Origin of the sequence: Henriciella sp. (genome assembly GCF_029937755.1) — a bacterium.
Classification (GTDB): Bacteria; Pseudomonadota; Alphaproteobacteria; order Caulobacterales; family Hyphomonadaceae; genus Henriciella.
In genome coordinates, this window is sequence record NZ_JAPYPG010000007.1 from 1 (window position 1) to 16,228 (window position 16,228).

Genomic DNA, 16,228 nt, shown 5'->3' on the forward strand with positions numbered 1-16,228 from the left:
TCCCCACCAGCGGTTCTTTTCTAACCAGAAGACCAGGAATCTCTAAGACAAGCGCGGGCGCGCGGTCAGCCGGCGAGGCCCAGCACCACGTTCTTTAGACGAACAACCGGACCCTCATTGAGCCTCGCCGGGCCGGTCGGCGTAGGATGGCTCCTGCGGCTCCGGGGCGAGCGCCGGGCGAAGGTCGGCGATCACCCCGGACCGCCCCGATGCCTCTCAACGGCCCCTACAGCCGGGCGAACAGCCCCGCGCCAAAGGCGCGGGCAGGCCGCAAAAGACTCCGTGCCGCTGAACGCCCTGATCAGGCGGCGGTCTTCGTGATCCCGAACTGCGACCCGAGGAGTTCGACGAGATAGCCGCCATCGCGCAGCGCTTCGGCTTTCAGGATGAGGTAACGCATGCTGTGTTTCAGCGACGGTCCATTCCAGTCCTCGGCCACGCGGTCCTTGCCAAAGATCACTTCTGCGATTTCGCGGCGATTGAGGCCGGCTTCCAGACAGTCCAGCGCGATGAGGCCATTGCGCAGCATCGCCGTTCGTTTGGTCCAGCGCGGCTCTGTCAGGTCCGGCCCATCGCCGATCAGCGCAAGCGCGGCTTTCTGGGCCTTCACCTTGCGCTCGAAGGCATCAAGATCAGAAATGGTGAGGTTCATCCTCACTGGCTCCATCCCGAGAAGGGAGAGACCTGTGCAGCGCACCTGGACGACGCAGCCCTTGCCGCGGATCAGCAGGAATTCGCGACCGATGGAATCGGTGATGTGGGTGATGTTGCAGATCGGTACGGTGCGCTCCCAGATATCGCAGGTCTGGCCGGGGCGAAGCGAGCTGCAATTGACCTCGACCTGATCGGGATAGGCAAGCCGGGTCCAGACGACATCGGCCTCGAATCCGTTCTTTGCAGGATCGGGCATAAAGGCAAAGCCGAGCCGTTCGGCCATGGTCTGAGGCACGCGGGATTTCAGGAGGCGGATGCTGGCGCAGGGCGCCTGCATCTCGGAAATGTCGTCCGGCGTGCGGCTTTCCGCGTAGCGGCGAACCTTATTGCTGCGACGGGCATATTCCCAGGCCCAGCGATCCTCCGAGAGCCGCCACAAATAATCATACTTTGCGGTGAATGCGTCTGTTTCGAGTGTGAATGTTTTCATGGTTGAACTCCCTTCTTACGAGAATTCCGGCAAGAAGTGTGCCAACGCTTGTTTGGCGCTTCTCTCTGACGACCTCAATTAAGATGTCTGAAAACAGTGTTCTAATTGCTTTGCGTCTAAACAACGACCCTTTTTCGTTTCGCTTGTGACACGAAAAACTGCCGCAAACTCTACAGAAAAGCGCATTTGTCATCCTTTACCGCAATATGCCGGAACGCGCCGCCTTGCGCCGCGTTCGGCCTCCATTTGCCGCCATTCACACTCCCGTAGAATTCATCCGTCTGCGATCCTTGGCTTTGTTGAAATGAACAGTCGGAGCCCTGGGATATGTCCCTTCATGCGCACCATACCGAAACAGAAACCCGGCGCAGCACCATGCTGCGCACGGCCTTCTGCCCGGTGGTGCGTGAGGCGCTGGAAGCGCCGGACACGATCGAGGTGATGGCCAATCCGGACGGCTCGGTCTGGATCGAGAAGGCTGGCGTGGGCGTCATCATTTCGCAGCACACACTTGCCCCTTGCGACCGCGAGCGCGTTATCCGCCTGGTCGCCTCCGGGGTGGAAGAGGCCGCTCACGCCAAGTCCCCGATCGTCTCGGCCGAACTCCCCGGCAGCGGCGAGCGGTTTGAAGGGCTTCTCCCACCTGTCTCGACCAGCCCATGCTTTTCGATCCGCAAGCCCGCGACGACGCCGTTCGAACTCGGCGACTATGTCACCCAGGGCGCCTTGGCTCCGGCGCTGGCACAGGCGCTCAGAGACGCTATCGCCAGCAAGGCCAACATCCTCATCGCGGGCGGCACATCGTCCGGCAAGACGACGTTCACCAATGCCTTGCTGGCAGAACCCTCACTCCAAAACGACCGCATTGTCATCCTGGAAGACACGCGCGAGCTGCGCTGCGCCGCGCCCAATGTGGTGCAGCTGCGCACCCATCGCGGCAGCACCAGCCTGCAGGACCTTGTCCGCTCGACCTTAAGGCTACGACCCGACCGGATCATTGTCGGCGAGGTCCGGGGGCCTGAAGCGCTCGACCTCCTCAAGGCCTGGAACACCGGCCATCCGGGCGGGATCACGACGCTTCATGCCAACTCCGCACACGGCGCGCTAACCCGGCTTGAACAGCTCACCCTGGAAGCCACACCGCGCGCGCCCTTCGACCTCATCGCAGAGGCGATTGACGTGGTCGTGTTCATGAGCCGCGCGGGCGGCCAGCGCCGCGTCGAAGAGGCGCTGCGAGTCACAGGTTTTGACGGCGAGGGGTATCAGACCGCCCCGCTCGTCTCCCGTTCCCTGTCCCTCGTCCAACATGGAGAAACCCAATGACCCTCTACACCCACCTCCAGACCGTAAACCGAACGGTGCAGGTCGCGGCCTGTATCGGCCTCGGCCTGATGATCGCCGGTCCCGCCCATGCGGCAGGCTCCGGCATGCCCTGGGAAGGCCCGCTCGATCAGATCCTGACCTCGATCGAGGGACCGGTCGCGCGCATCGTCGCGGTGATCATCATCACGATTACCGGCCTGACGCTGGCCTTTGGTGAGACCTCGGGCGGCATGCGCAAGCTGATCCAGATCGTGTTCGGGCTTTCGATCGCGTTTGCCGCGACAAGCTTCTTCCTGACCTTCTTCTCGTTCGGCGGCGGAGCGCTCATCTGATGTCTGCCGACGGCTATGAAATCCCGCTCCACCGGTCCCTGACCGAGCCAATCCTGATGGCGGGCGCGCCAAGAACCGCCGCCATCGCCATCGGGACCCTCGCGGCTGCTGTCGGCCTCGGCCTCCAGCTCTGGATACCGGGCCTTGTGCTCTGGGCGGTGGGGCATTCGGCAGCGGTATTCATGGCGCGGTCTGATCCGGATTTCATGGCCGTCGCAGGCCGCTCGACGCGCCACAAGGAGCATCTGACATGCTGAACCTCAGAGAATATGCCGACGCGCCGACGCTTCTGGCCGACTATCTGCCCTGGGCCTGCATCGTGGCGCCGGGCGTTGTCCTCAACAAGGATGGCAGCTTCCAGACGACGTTCCGCTATCGCGGCCCTGACCTCGAAAGTTCGACGGAAGAAGAACTCGTCTCCGTCATGGCGCGGGTCAATAATGTGCTGCGCCGGTTCGGCTCGGGCTGGGCCCTCTTCTTCGAAGCCCAGCGCCATGAAGTGCATGACTATCCGGAGGCGGAGTTTCCCGATGCGCTGACCTGGCTCACCGATCAGGAACGGTCATTACAGGCGGAAGAAGCCGGAACCCGGTTTGAGAGTTCGTATTATCTGACCCTGCTCTGGCTGCCGCCCGCCGATGCCACCGGCCGCGCCGAGAAGGCCCTGATCCAGCGTGTCGAAACGGAAGACGCCGCGACCTGGCGGCATAGGCTTGAGACCTTCCAGCAGCACGCTGACCGCGTCTTTGATCTGTTGGCCACCTGCCTCGCCGAGATTGCGAAGCTCTCTGACGACGAGACGCTGACTTATCTGCACTCGACGATCTCAACCAAGCGCCACCCGGTCGTGACGCCGGAACTGCCGGTCTTCCTCGACGCCATTCTCGCCGATGAGCCCTTCGCGGGCGGGCTCGAACCGATGATTGGTGAGGCGCATTTGCGCACGCTGACCATTCTCGGCTTTCCGGCCACGACCCTGCCGGGCATTCTCGACGAGCTGAACCGTCAAGGCTTTGCCTATCGTTGGGCGACCCGGTTCATCGCGATGGACAAGGCCGAAGCCGAGAAAGTCCTCGGCAAGAAACGCCGCCACTGGTTCGCCAAGCGCAAATCCATCGGCGCGGTGCTGCGTGAGACCATGTTCAATGAGCAGGCGGCGCTCGTCGACAATGACGCTGACAATAAGGCCGCTGACGCCGATGCGGCGCTGCAGGAACTGGGCAGTGATCTCGTTTCCTACGGCTATGTCACGACCACCATCACCGTTGCTGACCCCGACCGCCGCACGGTGGACGAACATATCCGAATTGCCGAGCGCATCGTGAATGGCCGCGGTTTCACCGCGATCAGGGAAACACTGAACGCGGTCGATGCCTGGCTCGGCTCATTGCCCGGTCATCCTTATGCCAATGTCCGCCAGCCCATTCTGCACACGCTGAACCTTGCCCATATGGTGCCGCTCTCGGCCGTCTGGGCGGGCGAAGACACCAATCGTCACCACAACGCCCCGGCGCTCATTCAGGCGCAGACCGATGGCACGACACCGTTCCGCCTGAACCTGCATATTGGCGATGTCGGCCATACGCTGGTCGTCGGCCCGACCGGCGCGGGCAAGTCTGTTCTGCTCTCGCTCTTAGCCCTGCAATGGAAGCGCTATGAGGGGGCGCAGGTCTTCCTGTTCGACAAGGGCCGCTCGGCCCGCGCCGCGACGCTCTGCATGGGCGGTGCACATATCGATCTCGGCGGTGCCCGCGCGCCAAGTCTCCAGCCGCTGAAAGATATCGACACCGAACATGGCGCAAGCTTTGCCGCCGACTGGCTCGCGGGTCTTTGCACCAATGAAGGCGTCGCGATGACGCCGGACCTCAAGGCAAAGCTCTGGGAAGCGATCCAGTCTCTCAGCTCAGCGCCTGAACCCGAACGCACGCTGACAGGCCTCAGCCTGATGCTGCAGGACGACACGCTCAAATCCGCGCTGCATCCGTTCACGCTGGAAGGTCCGCACGGACGGCTCCTCGATGCCGACCATGAAAGCCTCGCGCTCGCCGACACAGTCTGCTTCGAGATGGAAGAGCTGATGCATGCGAAAGGCGCCGTGGCGCCTGTGATCACCTATCTCTTCCACCGGCTGGAAGCGCGGTTTGATGGCAGGCCAACACTGCTCATCCTCGATGAAGCCTGGCTCTTCCTCGATGATCCCATGTTTGCCGCGCGCATCCGTGAATGGCTGAAGACCCTTCGCAAGAAGAACGTGTCCGTCGTGTTCGCGACGCAAAGCCTTGCCGACATTGCGAACAGCACCATCGCGCCAGCCCTCGTCGAATCCTGCCCCACGCGCATCTTCCTGCCGAACGAGCGCGCGCAGGAACCACAATCCCGCGAGACCTATCAGCGGTTCGGCCTCAACGCGCGCCAGATCGAACTGATCAGCAGGGCCACACCGAAGCGCGACTATTACTACCAGTCGCCCCTCGGGGCCCGTGTCTTCGATCTTGGCCTCGGGCCGATTGCATTGTCCGTCTGCGGCGCGTCATCGCCCGAAGACCAGGCCCGCATGGATCGCATCTGGGCCGAGACGGAAGGCGACGGCTTTTCCGCCTGCTGGCTGATCGAAAAGGGCCTGCCCTGGGCAGCCGAGCTTCTCACCCGCTGGCCCGGCCATGCGCCGGAGCCTGAGGCGCACGCGCCCTTCAATCCCTCCCACATCCTCGCCGCCGAATAGGAGCCCCCGATGAAACGCATACTTGCCTCCGCTTTGATCTGCGCCGCGCCGCTCTCCATCCTCATCGCGCCGCCCGCTTCGGCCCAATGGACGGTGTATGACCCGGCCAATCACATCCAGAACATCTACCAGGCCATCCGCTCGCTTCAGGAGGTCAACCAGCAGATCCAGCAGCTCACCCATGAAATCGAAATGCTGGAAAACATGGCGCGCGATCTGGAAGCACTGCCGGATTCTATCGCTGACGACATCCTGCGCCGTATGCGCCGCATCGAGGAGCTGATGCGCGAGGCCGAAGGCATCGGCTACCGCGTCGAGGAAATCGAGCGCGAGTATGAAGAGGTGTACCCGGAAGACTATGGCGCCGAGCCGCCGCGTCAGGCCGTGCTCGTCGAAGAGGCCCGCGCCCGCTGGCGGCAATCGCGCACAGCTTACAGGGACAGCCTGACCGTCACGGCGCAGGTCGTCTCCACAGCGCGGGCTGACAGTGACAGCCTCGACCGGCTGATCGCGGACAGCCAGTCCGCCGTCGGCAATCTCCAGGTCGCCCAGGCCGGCAACCAGATCGAAGCCCTGCAGACCGAGCAGCTCATGCAAATGGAAGCCATGATGGCGGCCCATTACCGCGCCGAGGCGCTGGAGCGGGCGCGCCAACTCGCCGAAGCCGAACGTGGTCGCGCACGCACCCGGGCCTTCCTCGGAGAATAGCGCGCCATGGACGTGATCGACACCTTCCTTGCGACCTTCATAGCTTACATTGACAGCGGGTTCGGCCTGCTGGCGGGCGATGTCGCTTATTTGTCGACCACGCTCATCGCCATCGACATCACGCTGGCGGGCCTGTTCTGGGCGCTAAGCCAGAACACGGACGTCATCGCCGGGCTCCTGAAGAAGGTGCTCTATGTCGGCTTCTTCGCCTTCATCATCGGCAACTTCTCTCTCCTCGCCGGTATCGTCTTTGACAGTTTCGCCGAGCTTGGCGTGACCGCTGGCGGCGGGACGATGACTGCCGATGATCTCCTGCGCCCCGGCTTCATTGCCAGTGTCGGTCTCGATGCCGGTCAGCCGCTGCTCGAAGAGATCAGCGACATGCTGGGGCCGATTTCGTTTTTTCATAACTTCATCATGATCGCGGTCATGTTCGTGGCCTGGGCGATCATCATGGTCGCGTTCTTTGTGCTCGCCGTGCAGCTCTTCATCACGATCCTGGAGTTCAAGCTGACGACCCTGGCCGGGTTCGTGCTCGTGCCCTTCGCGCTCTGGAACAAGACGACGTTCCTCGCCGAACGTGTCCTCGGCAATGTCATCACCTCGGGCATCAAGCTCATGGTGCTCGCCGTTATTATCGGCATTGGCTCGACGCTCTTCTCGTCGGTGACCGATGCGTTCCGCACCGGCGATGATGTGACGCTGGCGCAGGTCATGGGCACGGTGCTGGCTGCGATTGTCTTCTTCTGGATGGGCATCTTTGCGCCCGGCATTGCGAGCGGGCTGATCACCGGCGCTCCGCAGCTCGGCGCAGGCTCAGCAGTGGGTGCTACAGCGGGCGTCGCTGCCGGGACCTATGTAGCGGGCATGGGCGGCCGCGCCGCTGTCGGCGCGGTCGCGGGCGGTGCTTCAAGCGCCGTCAAGGCCGGCGCCAGCATGGCAGGAGCGGCGCGCACCTCCTATACGCTGGGCTCTGTCGCCTCCGGCGCATCCGGCGCAGCGGGCGTCGCCGCCGGCCTTGCCGGTGTCGCGCGCGCAGGCGGGGACGCCATGCGCCGCGCTGCAAGCCGTCCTGCCCAGTCCATGCGCGAGGCCTACCAACGCGGCAGTCAGGGCGCCTGGCGCGCAACCGGCGGGTCTGAGACCGCATCCATGCAAAGCTCTGCCTCCGGATCATCCTCATCCCAGAGCCCCGGCTGGGCCCGCCGCATGCAGACCAGCCAGCGCATGGGACAGGCAGGCCAAATGGCCGCCCATTCGATCCGCGACGGCGATCGCGGCGCTTCGGGCGCGAACCCAACCCTCAAAGACAAGGACGATTAGACGATGGCTTTCAGGCGATCTTCCTCCAGCTATGGGCCAAGCCCGTTCCCTGAAACGCCTTACCAGAAGGCCGGACAGGTCTGGGACGACCGTATCGGCTCCGCCCGCGTGCAGGCAAAGAACTGGCGGCTCATGGCGCTCGGCTGTCTCGGGCTCTGCTTCGTCACCTCCGGCGCGCTGGTCTGGCGGAGCATGCAATCGACCGTCACGCCTTATGTCGTGGAAGTCGATGAGACCGGCGCGGCCCGCGCCGTTTCGCCAGCGACGGAGCGCTACACCCCGACCGATGCGCAGATCGCGCATCACCTCGCCAACTTCATCGAGCACGTGCGCGGCCTCAGCGTCGATCCGGTCGTCGTGCGCGAAAACTGGCTGCGCGCCTATGACTTCGTCACTGACCGCGCCGCCACCACGCTCAATGAATACGCCTCGACCAATGATCCCTTCGCCGATGTCGGCAGAAAATCCCGCACGGTGGATGTCGTCAGCGTCGTGCGCGTCTCGGACGACAGTTTCCAGGCCCGCTGGATCGAGAAGACCTATGAGAATGGCGCGCTGGTTCGCGCCCAAAGGTTCACCGGCAACTTCACCCTCATCACCCAACCGCCGACGGATGCGCAGACCCTGCGCGCCAATCCGCTCGGCCTTTATGTCCATGCCCTGAACTGGGGTCAGGACCTCGTTACAGGAGAATGATCCCCATGCTTCGTATCCTCACCGCCGCTTCTGCCATGGCGCTATTGTCAGCCTGCGCCACGACGGAACTCGACCCCATCGATGCCAGCGCCTTCGTCGCCGCGACGCCTGTCGAGGACCGCGCTGACTACCCTGTCGAGATTGTCGAAACCGCCGTGGCACTTCCGCTGCCCGGCCAGATGATGCCCATCGGCACCCGCGTCACCACCAATCCCGATGGCAGCGTGACACGGACCTATACAAGGACCGTCAGCACGCCGTCGGTTTCACCGGCAGAAGCGATAAGACAAGGTCGCACCAGCGCCCTGATCGAACCTTCGGTCGACGGCTATGTGAACGCGATCCAGGTCTATCCCTATACCGAAGGCGCGCTTTACCGCCTCTATGCCAGCCCCGGCCAGGTGTCGGACATCGCCCTGCAGCCGGGCGAGGAACTCGTCTCGGTTTCGGCCGGTGACACGGTGCGCTGGGTGGTGGGGGACACGGTGTCCGGTTCGGGCGCGACGGCCCGCGCCCATGTGCTGGTCAAACCGATCAGCTCCGGCATCCGCACCAATCTGATGATCGCCACCGACCGGCGGACCTATCATCTGGAGCTGGAGAGCACGGAGGGCGGCTATATGGCCGCGCTCTCCTGGCGCTATCCGGCTGATGAACTGGCAGGCCTCACCGCCCGCAATGAACGCGCCATTGCAAGAGACGCTGGCAGCATTGAGCGCGGCCTGACGCTGGAAGGCCTGAACTTCGATTATCGGCTCTCCGGCGACAGCCCCGACTGGAAACCTGTGCGCGTCTTCGATGATGGCCGTCAGGTGTTCATCCAGATGCCCGAAGACATCGCCACCACAGACATGCCGCCGCTCTTTGTTCTGGGTGCGGACGGTGACGCGGAACTCGTCAACTACCGGGTGCGCGGCAATTATTATGTCGTGGACCGCCTGTTCCGTGCGGCGGAACTGCGGCTCGGCGAACGAAACCAGATGGTCGTCCGCATCTCCCGCAATGAGCGCCGTTCGCCTCTGGCTGGCCTGTTCGGGAACTGATGCCCATGTCCGAGCCCATTCCCTTCGACGAGCATGCCGAACGGCTGAAGATCCGCTCCAGCCCGAAGCCGGTTACGCGGATCAACCGCAAGGTCCTGATGGTCGGCGCAGGCCTCGGCGTGCTTGGCCTGTTCGCCGCCATGAGAATTGCATTGAAGCCACCAACCGCCGTCGATCCGGATGCAAGGCGCGAGCTCTACAACACCACGAACACACGCAAGCCCGAAGGCCTCTCCACCCTCCCGGCAAGCTATAGCGAGATTGCCCCGGTGGAAGACCGCATCGCGCGCCTTGGCCCGCCACTCTCCGGCGATCTCGGCGCGACCATGCTGCGGGCTGAACGCGAGCTTGGCATCGAACCCGAATATGTGACCCGCTTCGAGGACGATTTCCGCCCGAACCCGGCCGACGAGGCCGAACGCGCAAGGCGCATGCGCGAGGCCGCGCTTGCCGATGAAGCGGCCCGCGCGCCGGTCTTCTTCCGGCTCGACTCTCAGAGCGGTACCGCAAGCACCACCGACACCCGCTTCGCTTATCGCGACCCCGCGCTTGATCTTGGCTCTGAGCTGCTGGCGCTCGCCGCCCTGCCGCAGGGCGCGCCGTCAGCGTTCGGCCAGCCCGCCGATACCAATCTCCAGTCCCGTAAACTGGCCTTCGCCAGGGAAGGCGCGGACAGCGACATCTACAACCCTCACAGCATCGAAGACCCGGCTTCGCCCTACCAGGTCATGGCGGGCACGCTGATCCCGGCAAGCCTCGTGACCGGGATCAATTCGGACCTGCCCGGCACGATCGTCGCGCAGGTCACCCAACCGGTCTATGACACCGTGACCGGGCAATACCTTCTCATCCCGCAGGGCTCGCGCCTTATCGGGCGGTATCAGTCGGAAGTCTCGTTCGGTCAAGACCGCGCGCTCGTGACCTGGGACCGGATCATCTTCCCGGACGGGTCCTCCATCGTGATCTCGGCGCCGGGTGCTGACGCGCAGGGCTTTGCGGGGTTGTCCGACCGCACCGATCACCACTGGGACCGCGTGTTCCTCGCGGCAGGCCTCGCGACCATTCTCGGCGTCGGCGCCGAACTTGGCGCAGACGGAGACGGCGACCTGGAACGCGCCATCCGCCGCGGCACGACCGACACCGTCAACCAGGCCGGTCAACGCGTCGTCGAGCGCAATCTTGGCATCCAGCCAACCATCCGCGTGCGCCCCGGCTGGCCGGTGCGCGTGGTCGTCACCCGCGATCTCATTCTCAGACCCCATCCCCAAGGAGCCACACGATGACCCTTCGTCTCGGACAATTACCCGACCGCACCCCGGTGCGCATGAGCCTCTCGGTCGATCCCGAGCTCGCCAGCGCGCTCAGCGACTATGCCGAAATCTACCGCCAGACCTACGGCGCGGAGGAAAAGCCCGAAGCGCTGATCCCGGCCATGATCGAGAGCTTCCTGGCGTCCGACGCCGGGTTCAAGCGGGCGCGACGCGCCCTTCATTCAACCGCCAGCACGGAGACCTAAACCCATGGCACAGATCGGAACATTCACCCTGAAGGAAGGCAGCTATACCGGCACCATCCGCACCATGACCATCAATGTCAAAGCCCAGCTTGTTCCCAACAGTGACAAGGCCTCAGACGGTGCCCCCGACTTCCGCCTCTATGCCGGCGGGGCCGAACTCGGCGCTGCCTGGCGTCAGGAAAGCAAGGATGGCGAAACGCCCTACCTCGCCGTCAAACTCGACGACCCGAGCTTTGCCAGCCCCATGCGCGCGGCCTTCTTCGAGAACGAGAAAGACGGCACCGGCGTGATGGTGTGGAACCGGGCGAAGACGGTGTAATCGGAGTGCGTCATGTTGCATCGCGTAAAGGAGGGCGGGCGCACAGGGCTTAGGGATTTCGCGCGGGACCTGAACCCGCCGCCAAAGGCCCCTGCTCCGGTCACTTCAACCGATCCTGAACGGATCACGCCCGCCGACATCTTCAGGCGCCGAACCGTCAGGCGGCCGGAGCTTCGCAAGCTTGTGCCGCTCTCCGATACGACGATCTACGAACTCGAACAGAAGGGCGAATTTCCGCAGCGGTTCTACCTGACACCCCGATGCGTCGTCTGGCCCCTCGCCGAAGTGCTGGAGTGGATCGACGCCCAAAGGCGCAAGGGTCGCGAAGGCTGCGGACCGCATCCGGATTATCGAATGCGGTGAACTGTCTCAAATATCCCTCATTGCGGACAATGCTGCGTTTCGTAGGCAGCGCGCCCGTTAGCAGACATCCAATCGTTAAGTCGTATTGACTGCGACACCGCCAAAGCATCTTCCGAGCCGCCCACCGCAGGATGAGTTGAACAAGCAGCTGACGAAGGCACAGTGCATCGCTTGGCCCCGTCTTGGACTAGAGGCCGCGAAAGATCAGCCACCGCCTCTTGCAGCTACGGGGTGAGGAGCTCCTGCAACCCGCGATAAGCCGCCGCAAGCTGCTTCACCAGCGCGTCGTAGACATCAAAGAACGGCGCGGCGGCCGGGAGACCAAGGCGGCTCGTGATATCGTCCATCTTGTCCGACGCCGTCCCCGTAGATGTGAGATGCAGGTTTGCCACCCGGAGATCGTAGGTCACGAAGAGCGGCAGCATGAGATTCGAAATTGCGGAACTGCCGGGAAGCGTTTCAAGTAGTGTCTGCAGGCGCTTCAGGCCGCCAAGGCCTTTGGGATCGCCTCCGGCCGCGCTCAGCAACTTCCCGATGGCCTGTGTATCCAGAGATTCGACGTGGATCTTGTTGAGCGCGTCCGCCGCATGCTGTTGGTTCTTCACGCTGTCTGTGAGCGGCCTCGCAAAGTCGAGGGCGATCGCCACCACTTCGGCTTCAAGGTGGGCGAGCGTCGCTCCAAAATGCATCCTGGCAGCTTCGAGGAAGTCCGTCCTTGCCGCGAGTAGGTCGTTTTCCGGTGTTGGATCGGAAAATATGCAGTCGATCTGTCCATCGTAGAATTCGCTGCCGATGGAGTGATCCGATTCCACGTTTTCAGACAGCAGGTAATACTGTTCCGGCACGGGCAATGTCGCGATGTCGCCGAGCCACATCACGACGCGGCCATTTCGGTTGATGCCAAAGCTTATCTGGTTGTCTTCGTCCGTGGTGATCGTGCCGTACGTCCGAGACGCAAACGTCAGGCGATAGCCCGACGCCGTGTCGTATTTCAGCAAGACCCCTCTCTTGAAGAACACAAGTGTGAGAAAACCGTCCCCCTGCCCGCGAAGGCCAGGCAGGTATTCGTAGTCGTCCGCATCATACTGGAACGGCACGTCCGTGAAGGGGTAGCGGTCTTCAAGCTTCCTACGCGTTACGGTGACACCGGCGGATACCTTGGACACGCACTGCTCGTGCAGCCGGATGATCGAGATGCGCGATCGGTCCGGAAGATAGTCCTTCTCGCACGTAGAACACCGAAGTACGGGCAGCCCTTTGATGGCTATCCGCGCCCCTGACACAGTTTCGTCGAAGTCAGCATAAGCGAGATCGAGCCAACCGTCGCAGTCAGAGCACCTCAAGCGCTGCACGTGACCAGGCGGCGGGAAAATGTCTTTGATGTCCACGGTGCCCCCCATAGTTACACCTTCCTACTTAGACCGATGTGTTGCAACATGGGATTGTCCACGACATTCATCCAATCTGACCTGGGATCCACGATTGGCCGTTTGGCGCCATCAGCGCTGCTTCGCGCCGCAATCGCAAACGTCAGCTTTGGCCTACGCTTCATGCCGGTCGTAAAGACTCCTTCTGCGCCCGAACCGGAAGTGACGATCACCCCACCCTCGGATCAGCGGCGTAGACCGCCATGCTCTCCGGGATGATGTTCGGCTTGCGGCTTTCACCCGCAGCCCAGGCATCGATCATGTCGGCCCATTCCTGCATCATGTGGCGGCGCTGGTCTGCATATTCGGCCTTGTTGTAGACCCCACGCGAAGAGCGCCGGTCTTCGTGCGCGAGGCTTTTTTCGATCCAGTCGCGATTGAAACCAAGCTCATTCAGGAGCGTCGAGCCCGTGCGCCGCAGGTCGTGGACGGTGAAAGGCTCCAGCGGAAGCTCCATCTCGCTTGCCAGCTTGTGGGCGCTGTCGGTGATCCGGTTGAAGGTCGCATTCGATATCGGGCGAAACGTGTCATAGCGCGACGGGAAGACGTATTTCGATCCGCCTGCGCAGGTTTTAAGCGCCACCAGAATATCGAGCGCCTGGTTCGACAGATAGACATTGTGGTCGAGGCCGGTCTTCATCCGCTTCTTCGGGATGGTCCAGACCGCATCCTGGAAACTGACTTCATCCCATGTCGCATGGGCGACCTCGGTCTTGCGCTTCATCGTCAGCAGGATGAATTTCACGCCGAGCTTCAGCGTCGGATTGGCGGTGATCTCTTCGAGCACGCGATAGAGGACCCGGATCTCCAGCGGCGTGAGCGAGCGGTCGCGGGGCCGGACACGCGCGATCGACCGGGGATCGACCTCCTCGGCGGGATTCTCGACACGGATGCCGTGCAAATTGGCGAAGGCGTAGATGAGCTTGATGAACTCGCGGGCGTGCAGCGCCGTTGAAGGCGCGCCCCGCTTCTTGATCTTGTCGCAGAGCTGACGGACGTCCTCGCTCGTCACTTCGCGCAAGGTGTAATTGCCCAGCGCCGGGATCAGGTCACGATCGACAATGTGACGACGCATGTCGCGGGTCGAGTCCGACATCTCGCTCTCAGCGAGCCAGCGCTGAGCAAGCTCCCCGAACGTCCCTTCGGATTTCGCTTTGGCCTTGGCCCGCTTCTTTTCCTTGGCGGGTGAGACACCCTCATCCACGAGCTTCTTCGCATCGATCAGCTTCTCGCGCGCAGCCGCCAGCGTGATCCCGTACTTGCCATAACGCCCGATGGTCAGCGTCTCCCGGCGCCCGTTCACACGGTAATCGTAGCGGAAGGTCTTGGTGCCCGTCGGCGCGACGGACACATAGAGACCGTCCCGGTCTGCGACCTTGTAGGGTTTATCCTTTGATTTCAAAGACTTGATTGCAATATCGGTCAGCATGTTGCGCCTCCTTCCCACCAATTTTACCGTCAGGCCGAAATGGCCAATTTTCCACAACAAAAAACTTATTTTTCAATGCGTTATGCCGAAAAAATACCGTCAGGCCGCCAAAATGGGCTGACGGTATTTTGACTTTAGGCAGGAAGAGGCAATTTGTATACCGTCAGGCGATACCGTCAGAATGTTCCGTTGGCCCGCGATAGAAGGCGATAGACACCGAACGAAAATCGGTATCAAGCTATTGTATTTGTTGAATTTATTGATCGTTCGCGATAGTCCGCGAGAGACGCGGAATCATTCCCACTCGATCGTTCCGGGGGGTTTGGAGGTGACGTCGTAGACGACGCGGTTGACGCCTTTCACCTCATTGATGATGCGCGTGGCAACCCGGCCGAGGAAGGCGTGGTCGAAGGGGAAATAGTCGGCCGTCATGCCATCGGTGGATGTCACCGCGCGGAGCGCCAGGACGGCCTCATAGGTGCGCTCATCGCCCATCACACCGACCGTGTTCACTGGCAACAACACCGAGAAGGCCTGCCAGATCTCATCATAGAGCCCGGCATTCCTGATCTCCTCGATATAGATTGCGTCTGCCTTGCGCAGCGTGTCGGCCTTCTCGCGGGTGATTTCGCCGGGGATACGGATGGCGAGACCCGGCCCCGGGAAGGGGTGGCGCCCGATGAAGCTCTGCGGCAGGCCGAGCTCACGGCCAAGCGCGCGGACCTCGTCCTTGAAAAGCTCGCGCAGCGGCTCGACGAGCTTCATGTTCATCCGCTCCGGCAGGCCGCCAACATTGTGGTGCGACTTGATCGTCACCGACGGCCCGCCTATGGCCGAGACGCTTTCGATCACGTCGGGATAGAGCGTGCCCTGGGCGAGGAAATCGGCGCCGCCGATCTTCTTCGCCTCTTCCTCGAAGACGTCGATGAAGAGCCCGCCAATCGTCTTGCGCTTCTTCTCCGGGTCGGAGACGCCCTCGAGCGCACCGAGGAAAGTCTCGCTCGCATCCACATGGACGAGCGGAATATTGTAATGATCGCGGAAGAGGCCGACGACCTCCTCGCTTTCATTCTGGCGCATCAGGCCGTGGTCGACATAGACGCAGGTCAGCTGGTCGCCAATCGCCTCATGGATCAGGACCGCCGCTACCGAACTGTCGACGCCGCCTGACAGGCCGCAGATCACCTTGCCGTCGCCCACCTGCGCTCGGATTTTCGCAATCTCTTCCTCACGATAGGCGGCCATGGTCCAGTCGCCCGATAACCCGGCGATCTTGTGCGTGAAGTTGCGCAGCATCTGGCGGCCATGCACGGTATGGACGACCTCCGGATGGAACTGCGTGGCGTAGAAGCGACGTTCCAGGTCAGCGATAATCGCAAGCGGCGCGCCCGGAGATTTCGCGATGACGCCGAAGCCCGGGGCCAGCTCGGCGACATGGTCGCCATGGCTCATCCAGACCTGTTCCTTGTGGTCATCGCCGCCGAACATCCCTTCAAGCAGCTCGCTCTCGGTGACCTGTTCGATGAAGGCCCGGCCAAACTCCCGGCTTGTGCCGCTTTCGACCTTGCCGCCCAGCTGCTCCATCATCACCTGCTGGCCATAGCAGATGCCGAGCACCGGCACGCCGCGCGTGAAGACGGCCTCGTCGGCGCGCGGGCTGTCGTCCCAGGTCACGCTCGCCGGCCCGCCGGACAGGATGATCGCCTTCGGATCGAAGCTGTCGATGAAGGTTGCGTCGACCTTGTTGAACGGATGAATCTCGCAGTAGACCCCGCTCTCGCGCAGGCGCCGCGCAATGAGCTGGGTAACCTGCGAGCCGAAATCGACGATCAGGACGTGTTCGTGCTTGTCTGCAACGGAATCAGGTGAGCTGGCCATGCCGC

The 16,228-nt window shown here is 62.6% G+C and carries 16 protein-coding genes; 12 read left to right on the forward strand and 4 right to left on the reverse strand.

Annotation, left to right across the window (positions count from 1 at the left end; genetic code table 11):
* Nucleotides 1-301: 301 nt before the first annotated feature.
* Complete coding sequence (locus Q1K29_RS14370; RefSeq protein WP_034763753.1) at nucleotides 302-1,144, reverse strand: DUF2285 domain-containing protein; 843 nt, start codon at nucleotides 1,142-1,144, stop codon at nucleotides 302-304.
* A 327-nt stretch (nucleotides 1,145-1,471) separates the two neighbouring features.
* Between Q1K29_RS14370 and trbB the strand changes: the two genes are divergently transcribed.
* Genes trbB through Q1K29_RS14430 form a run of 12 tightly spaced genes read left to right on the forward strand, consistent with a single transcriptional unit; the run spans nucleotide 1,472 to nucleotide 11,489 of the window.
* Nucleotides 1,472-2,467 (forward strand): P-type conjugative transfer ATPase TrbB, encoded by a 996-nt coding sequence (trbB, locus tag Q1K29_RS14375; RefSeq protein WP_034763750.1) that lies wholly within the window; start codon nucleotides 1,472-1,474, stop codon nucleotides 2,465-2,467.
* Nucleotides 2,464-2,799 carry a TrbC/VirB2 family protein gene (locus Q1K29_RS14380; protein ID WP_034763748.1) on the forward strand — a complete coding sequence of 112 codons (336 nt, stop codon included), beginning with the start codon at nucleotides 2,464-2,466 and terminating at the stop codon, nucleotides 2,797-2,799. Before trbB ends, Q1K29_RS14380 begins: the two co-directional genes overlap by 4 nt.
* A complete protein-coding gene (locus Q1K29_RS14385; protein ID WP_034763746.1) occupies nucleotides 2,799-3,056 on the forward strand; it encodes a VirB3 family type IV secretion system protein in 258 nt (85 codons plus the stop codon). The genes Q1K29_RS14380 and Q1K29_RS14385 overlap by 1 nt, the downstream gene beginning before the upstream one ends.
* Nucleotides 3,050-5,521, forward strand: coding sequence for a conjugal transfer protein TrbE (trbE, locus tag Q1K29_RS14390; RefSeq protein WP_034763743.1), 2,472 nt, complete (start codon nucleotides 3,050-3,052; stop codon nucleotides 5,519-5,521). Before Q1K29_RS14385 ends, trbE begins: the two co-directional genes overlap by 7 nt.
* A gap of 9 nt (nucleotides 5,522-5,530) precedes the next feature.
* Nucleotides 5,531-6,229: a P-type conjugative transfer protein TrbJ gene (trbJ, locus tag Q1K29_RS14395; RefSeq protein ID WP_034763738.1), complete on the forward strand. Its 699-nt coding sequence runs from the start codon at nucleotides 5,531-5,533 to the stop codon at nucleotides 6,227-6,229.
* 6 nt (nucleotides 6,230-6,235) lie between these two features.
* Entirely contained in the window at nucleotides 6,236-7,552 is a 1,317-nt protein-coding gene (gene trbL, locus Q1K29_RS14400; protein WP_119376328.1) for a P-type conjugative transfer protein TrbL, read from the forward strand.
* 3 nt (nucleotides 7,553-7,555) lie between these two features.
* Nucleotides 7,556-8,248, forward strand: a complete 693-nt coding sequence (trbF, locus tag Q1K29_RS14405; RefSeq protein ID WP_119376329.1) for a conjugal transfer protein TrbF — start codon at nucleotides 7,556-7,558, stop codon at nucleotides 8,246-8,248.
* 5 nt (nucleotides 8,249-8,253) lie between these two features.
* Entirely contained in the window at nucleotides 8,254-9,291 is a 1,038-nt protein-coding gene (gene trbG / locus Q1K29_RS14410; protein WP_290482716.1) for a P-type conjugative transfer protein TrbG, read from the forward strand.
* 5 nt (nucleotides 9,292-9,296) lie between these two features.
* Nucleotides 9,297-10,574 carry a TrbI/VirB10 family protein gene (locus tag Q1K29_RS14415; protein WP_290484917.1) on the forward strand — a complete coding sequence of 426 codons (1,278 nt, stop codon included), beginning with the start codon at nucleotides 9,297-9,299 and terminating at the stop codon, nucleotides 10,572-10,574.
* Nucleotides 10,571-10,807, forward strand: a complete 237-nt coding sequence (locus Q1K29_RS14420; protein ID WP_034763727.1) for a DUF2274 domain-containing protein — start codon at nucleotides 10,571-10,573, stop codon at nucleotides 10,805-10,807. The genes Q1K29_RS14415 and Q1K29_RS14420 overlap by 4 nt, the downstream gene beginning before the upstream one ends.
* A 4-nt stretch (nucleotides 10,808-10,811) precedes the next feature.
* Entirely contained in the window at nucleotides 10,812-11,126 is a 315-nt protein-coding gene (locus tag Q1K29_RS14425) for a DUF736 domain-containing protein (RefSeq protein ID WP_034763723.1), read from the forward strand.
* Between the two features lie 12 nt (nucleotides 11,127-11,138).
* Complete coding sequence (locus Q1K29_RS14430) at nucleotides 11,139-11,489, forward strand: AlpA family phage regulatory protein (RefSeq protein WP_081812989.1); 351 nt, start codon at nucleotides 11,139-11,141, stop codon at nucleotides 11,487-11,489.
* A gap of 224 nt (nucleotides 11,490-11,713) precedes the next feature.
* On the opposite strand, the gene Q1K29_RS14435 is transcribed toward Q1K29_RS14430, so the two are convergent.
* From Q1K29_RS14435 to guaA, 3 genes are all read right to left on the reverse strand, one after another.
* Nucleotides 11,714-12,877 (reverse strand): hypothetical protein, encoded by a 1,164-nt coding sequence (locus Q1K29_RS14435; protein WP_034764008.1) that lies wholly within the window; start codon nucleotides 12,875-12,877, stop codon nucleotides 11,714-11,716.
* Nucleotides 12,878-13,085: 208 nt separating this feature from the next.
* Complete coding sequence (locus tag Q1K29_RS14440; RefSeq protein WP_034763719.1) at nucleotides 13,086-14,345, reverse strand: integrase arm-type DNA-binding domain-containing protein; 1,260 nt, start codon at nucleotides 14,343-14,345, stop codon at nucleotides 13,086-13,088.
* 294 nt (nucleotides 14,346-14,639) lie between these two features.
* Complete coding sequence (gene guaA / locus Q1K29_RS14445) at nucleotides 14,640-16,223, reverse strand: glutamine-hydrolyzing GMP synthase (protein WP_300395785.1); 1,584 nt, start codon at nucleotides 16,221-16,223, stop codon at nucleotides 14,640-14,642.
* Between the last annotated feature and the right edge of the window lie 5 nt (nucleotides 16,224-16,228).

Bases quoted from the DNA above. Each gene is read 5' to 3' on its own strand.
- Q1K29_RS14415 (WP_290484917.1), top strand. From the start codon at position 9,297: ATGTCCGAGCCCATTCCCTTCGACGAGCATGCCGAACGGCTGAAGATC.
- trbB (WP_034763750.1), top strand. From the start codon at position 1,472: ATGTCCCTTCATGCGCACCATACCGAAACAGAAACCCGGCGCAGCACC.
- guaA (WP_300395785.1), bottom strand. From the start codon at position 16,223: ATGGCCAGCTCACCTGATTCCGTTGCAGACAAGCACGAACACGTCCTG.
- Q1K29_RS14440 (WP_034763719.1), bottom strand. From the start codon at position 14,345: ATGCTGACCGATATTGCAATCAAGTCTTTGAAATCAAAGGATAAACCC.
- trbJ (WP_034763738.1), top strand. From the start codon at position 5,531: ATGAAACGCATACTTGCCTCCGCTTTGATCTGCGCCGCGCCGCTCTCC.
- trbG (WP_290482716.1), top strand. From the start codon at position 8,254: ATGCTTCGTATCCTCACCGCCGCTTCTGCCATGGCGCTATTGTCAGCC.
- Q1K29_RS14380 (WP_034763748.1), top strand. From the start codon at position 2,464: ATGACCCTCTACACCCACCTCCAGACCGTAAACCGAACGGTGCAGGTC.
- trbE (WP_034763743.1), top strand. From the start codon at position 3,050: ATGCTGAACCTCAGAGAATATGCCGACGCGCCGACGCTTCTGGCCGAC.
- trbF (WP_119376329.1), top strand. From the start codon at position 7,556: ATGGCTTTCAGGCGATCTTCCTCCAGCTATGGGCCAAGCCCGTTCCCT.
- Q1K29_RS14370 (WP_034763753.1), bottom strand. From the start codon at position 1,144: ATGAAAACATTCACACTCGAAACAGACGCATTCACCGCAAAGTATGAT.
- Q1K29_RS14385 (WP_034763746.1), top strand. From the start codon at position 2,799: ATGTCTGCCGACGGCTATGAAATCCCGCTCCACCGGTCCCTGACCGAG.
- Q1K29_RS14420 (WP_034763727.1), top strand. From the start codon at position 10,571: ATGACCCTTCGTCTCGGACAATTACCCGACCGCACCCCGGTGCGCATG.
- trbL (WP_119376328.1), top strand. From the start codon at position 6,236: ATGGACGTGATCGACACCTTCCTTGCGACCTTCATAGCTTACATTGAC.
- Q1K29_RS14430 (WP_081812989.1), top strand. From the start codon at position 11,139: ATGTTGCATCGCGTAAAGGAGGGCGGGCGCACAGGGCTTAGGGATTTC.
- Q1K29_RS14425 (WP_034763723.1), top strand. From the start codon at position 10,812: ATGGCACAGATCGGAACATTCACCCTGAAGGAAGGCAGCTATACCGGC.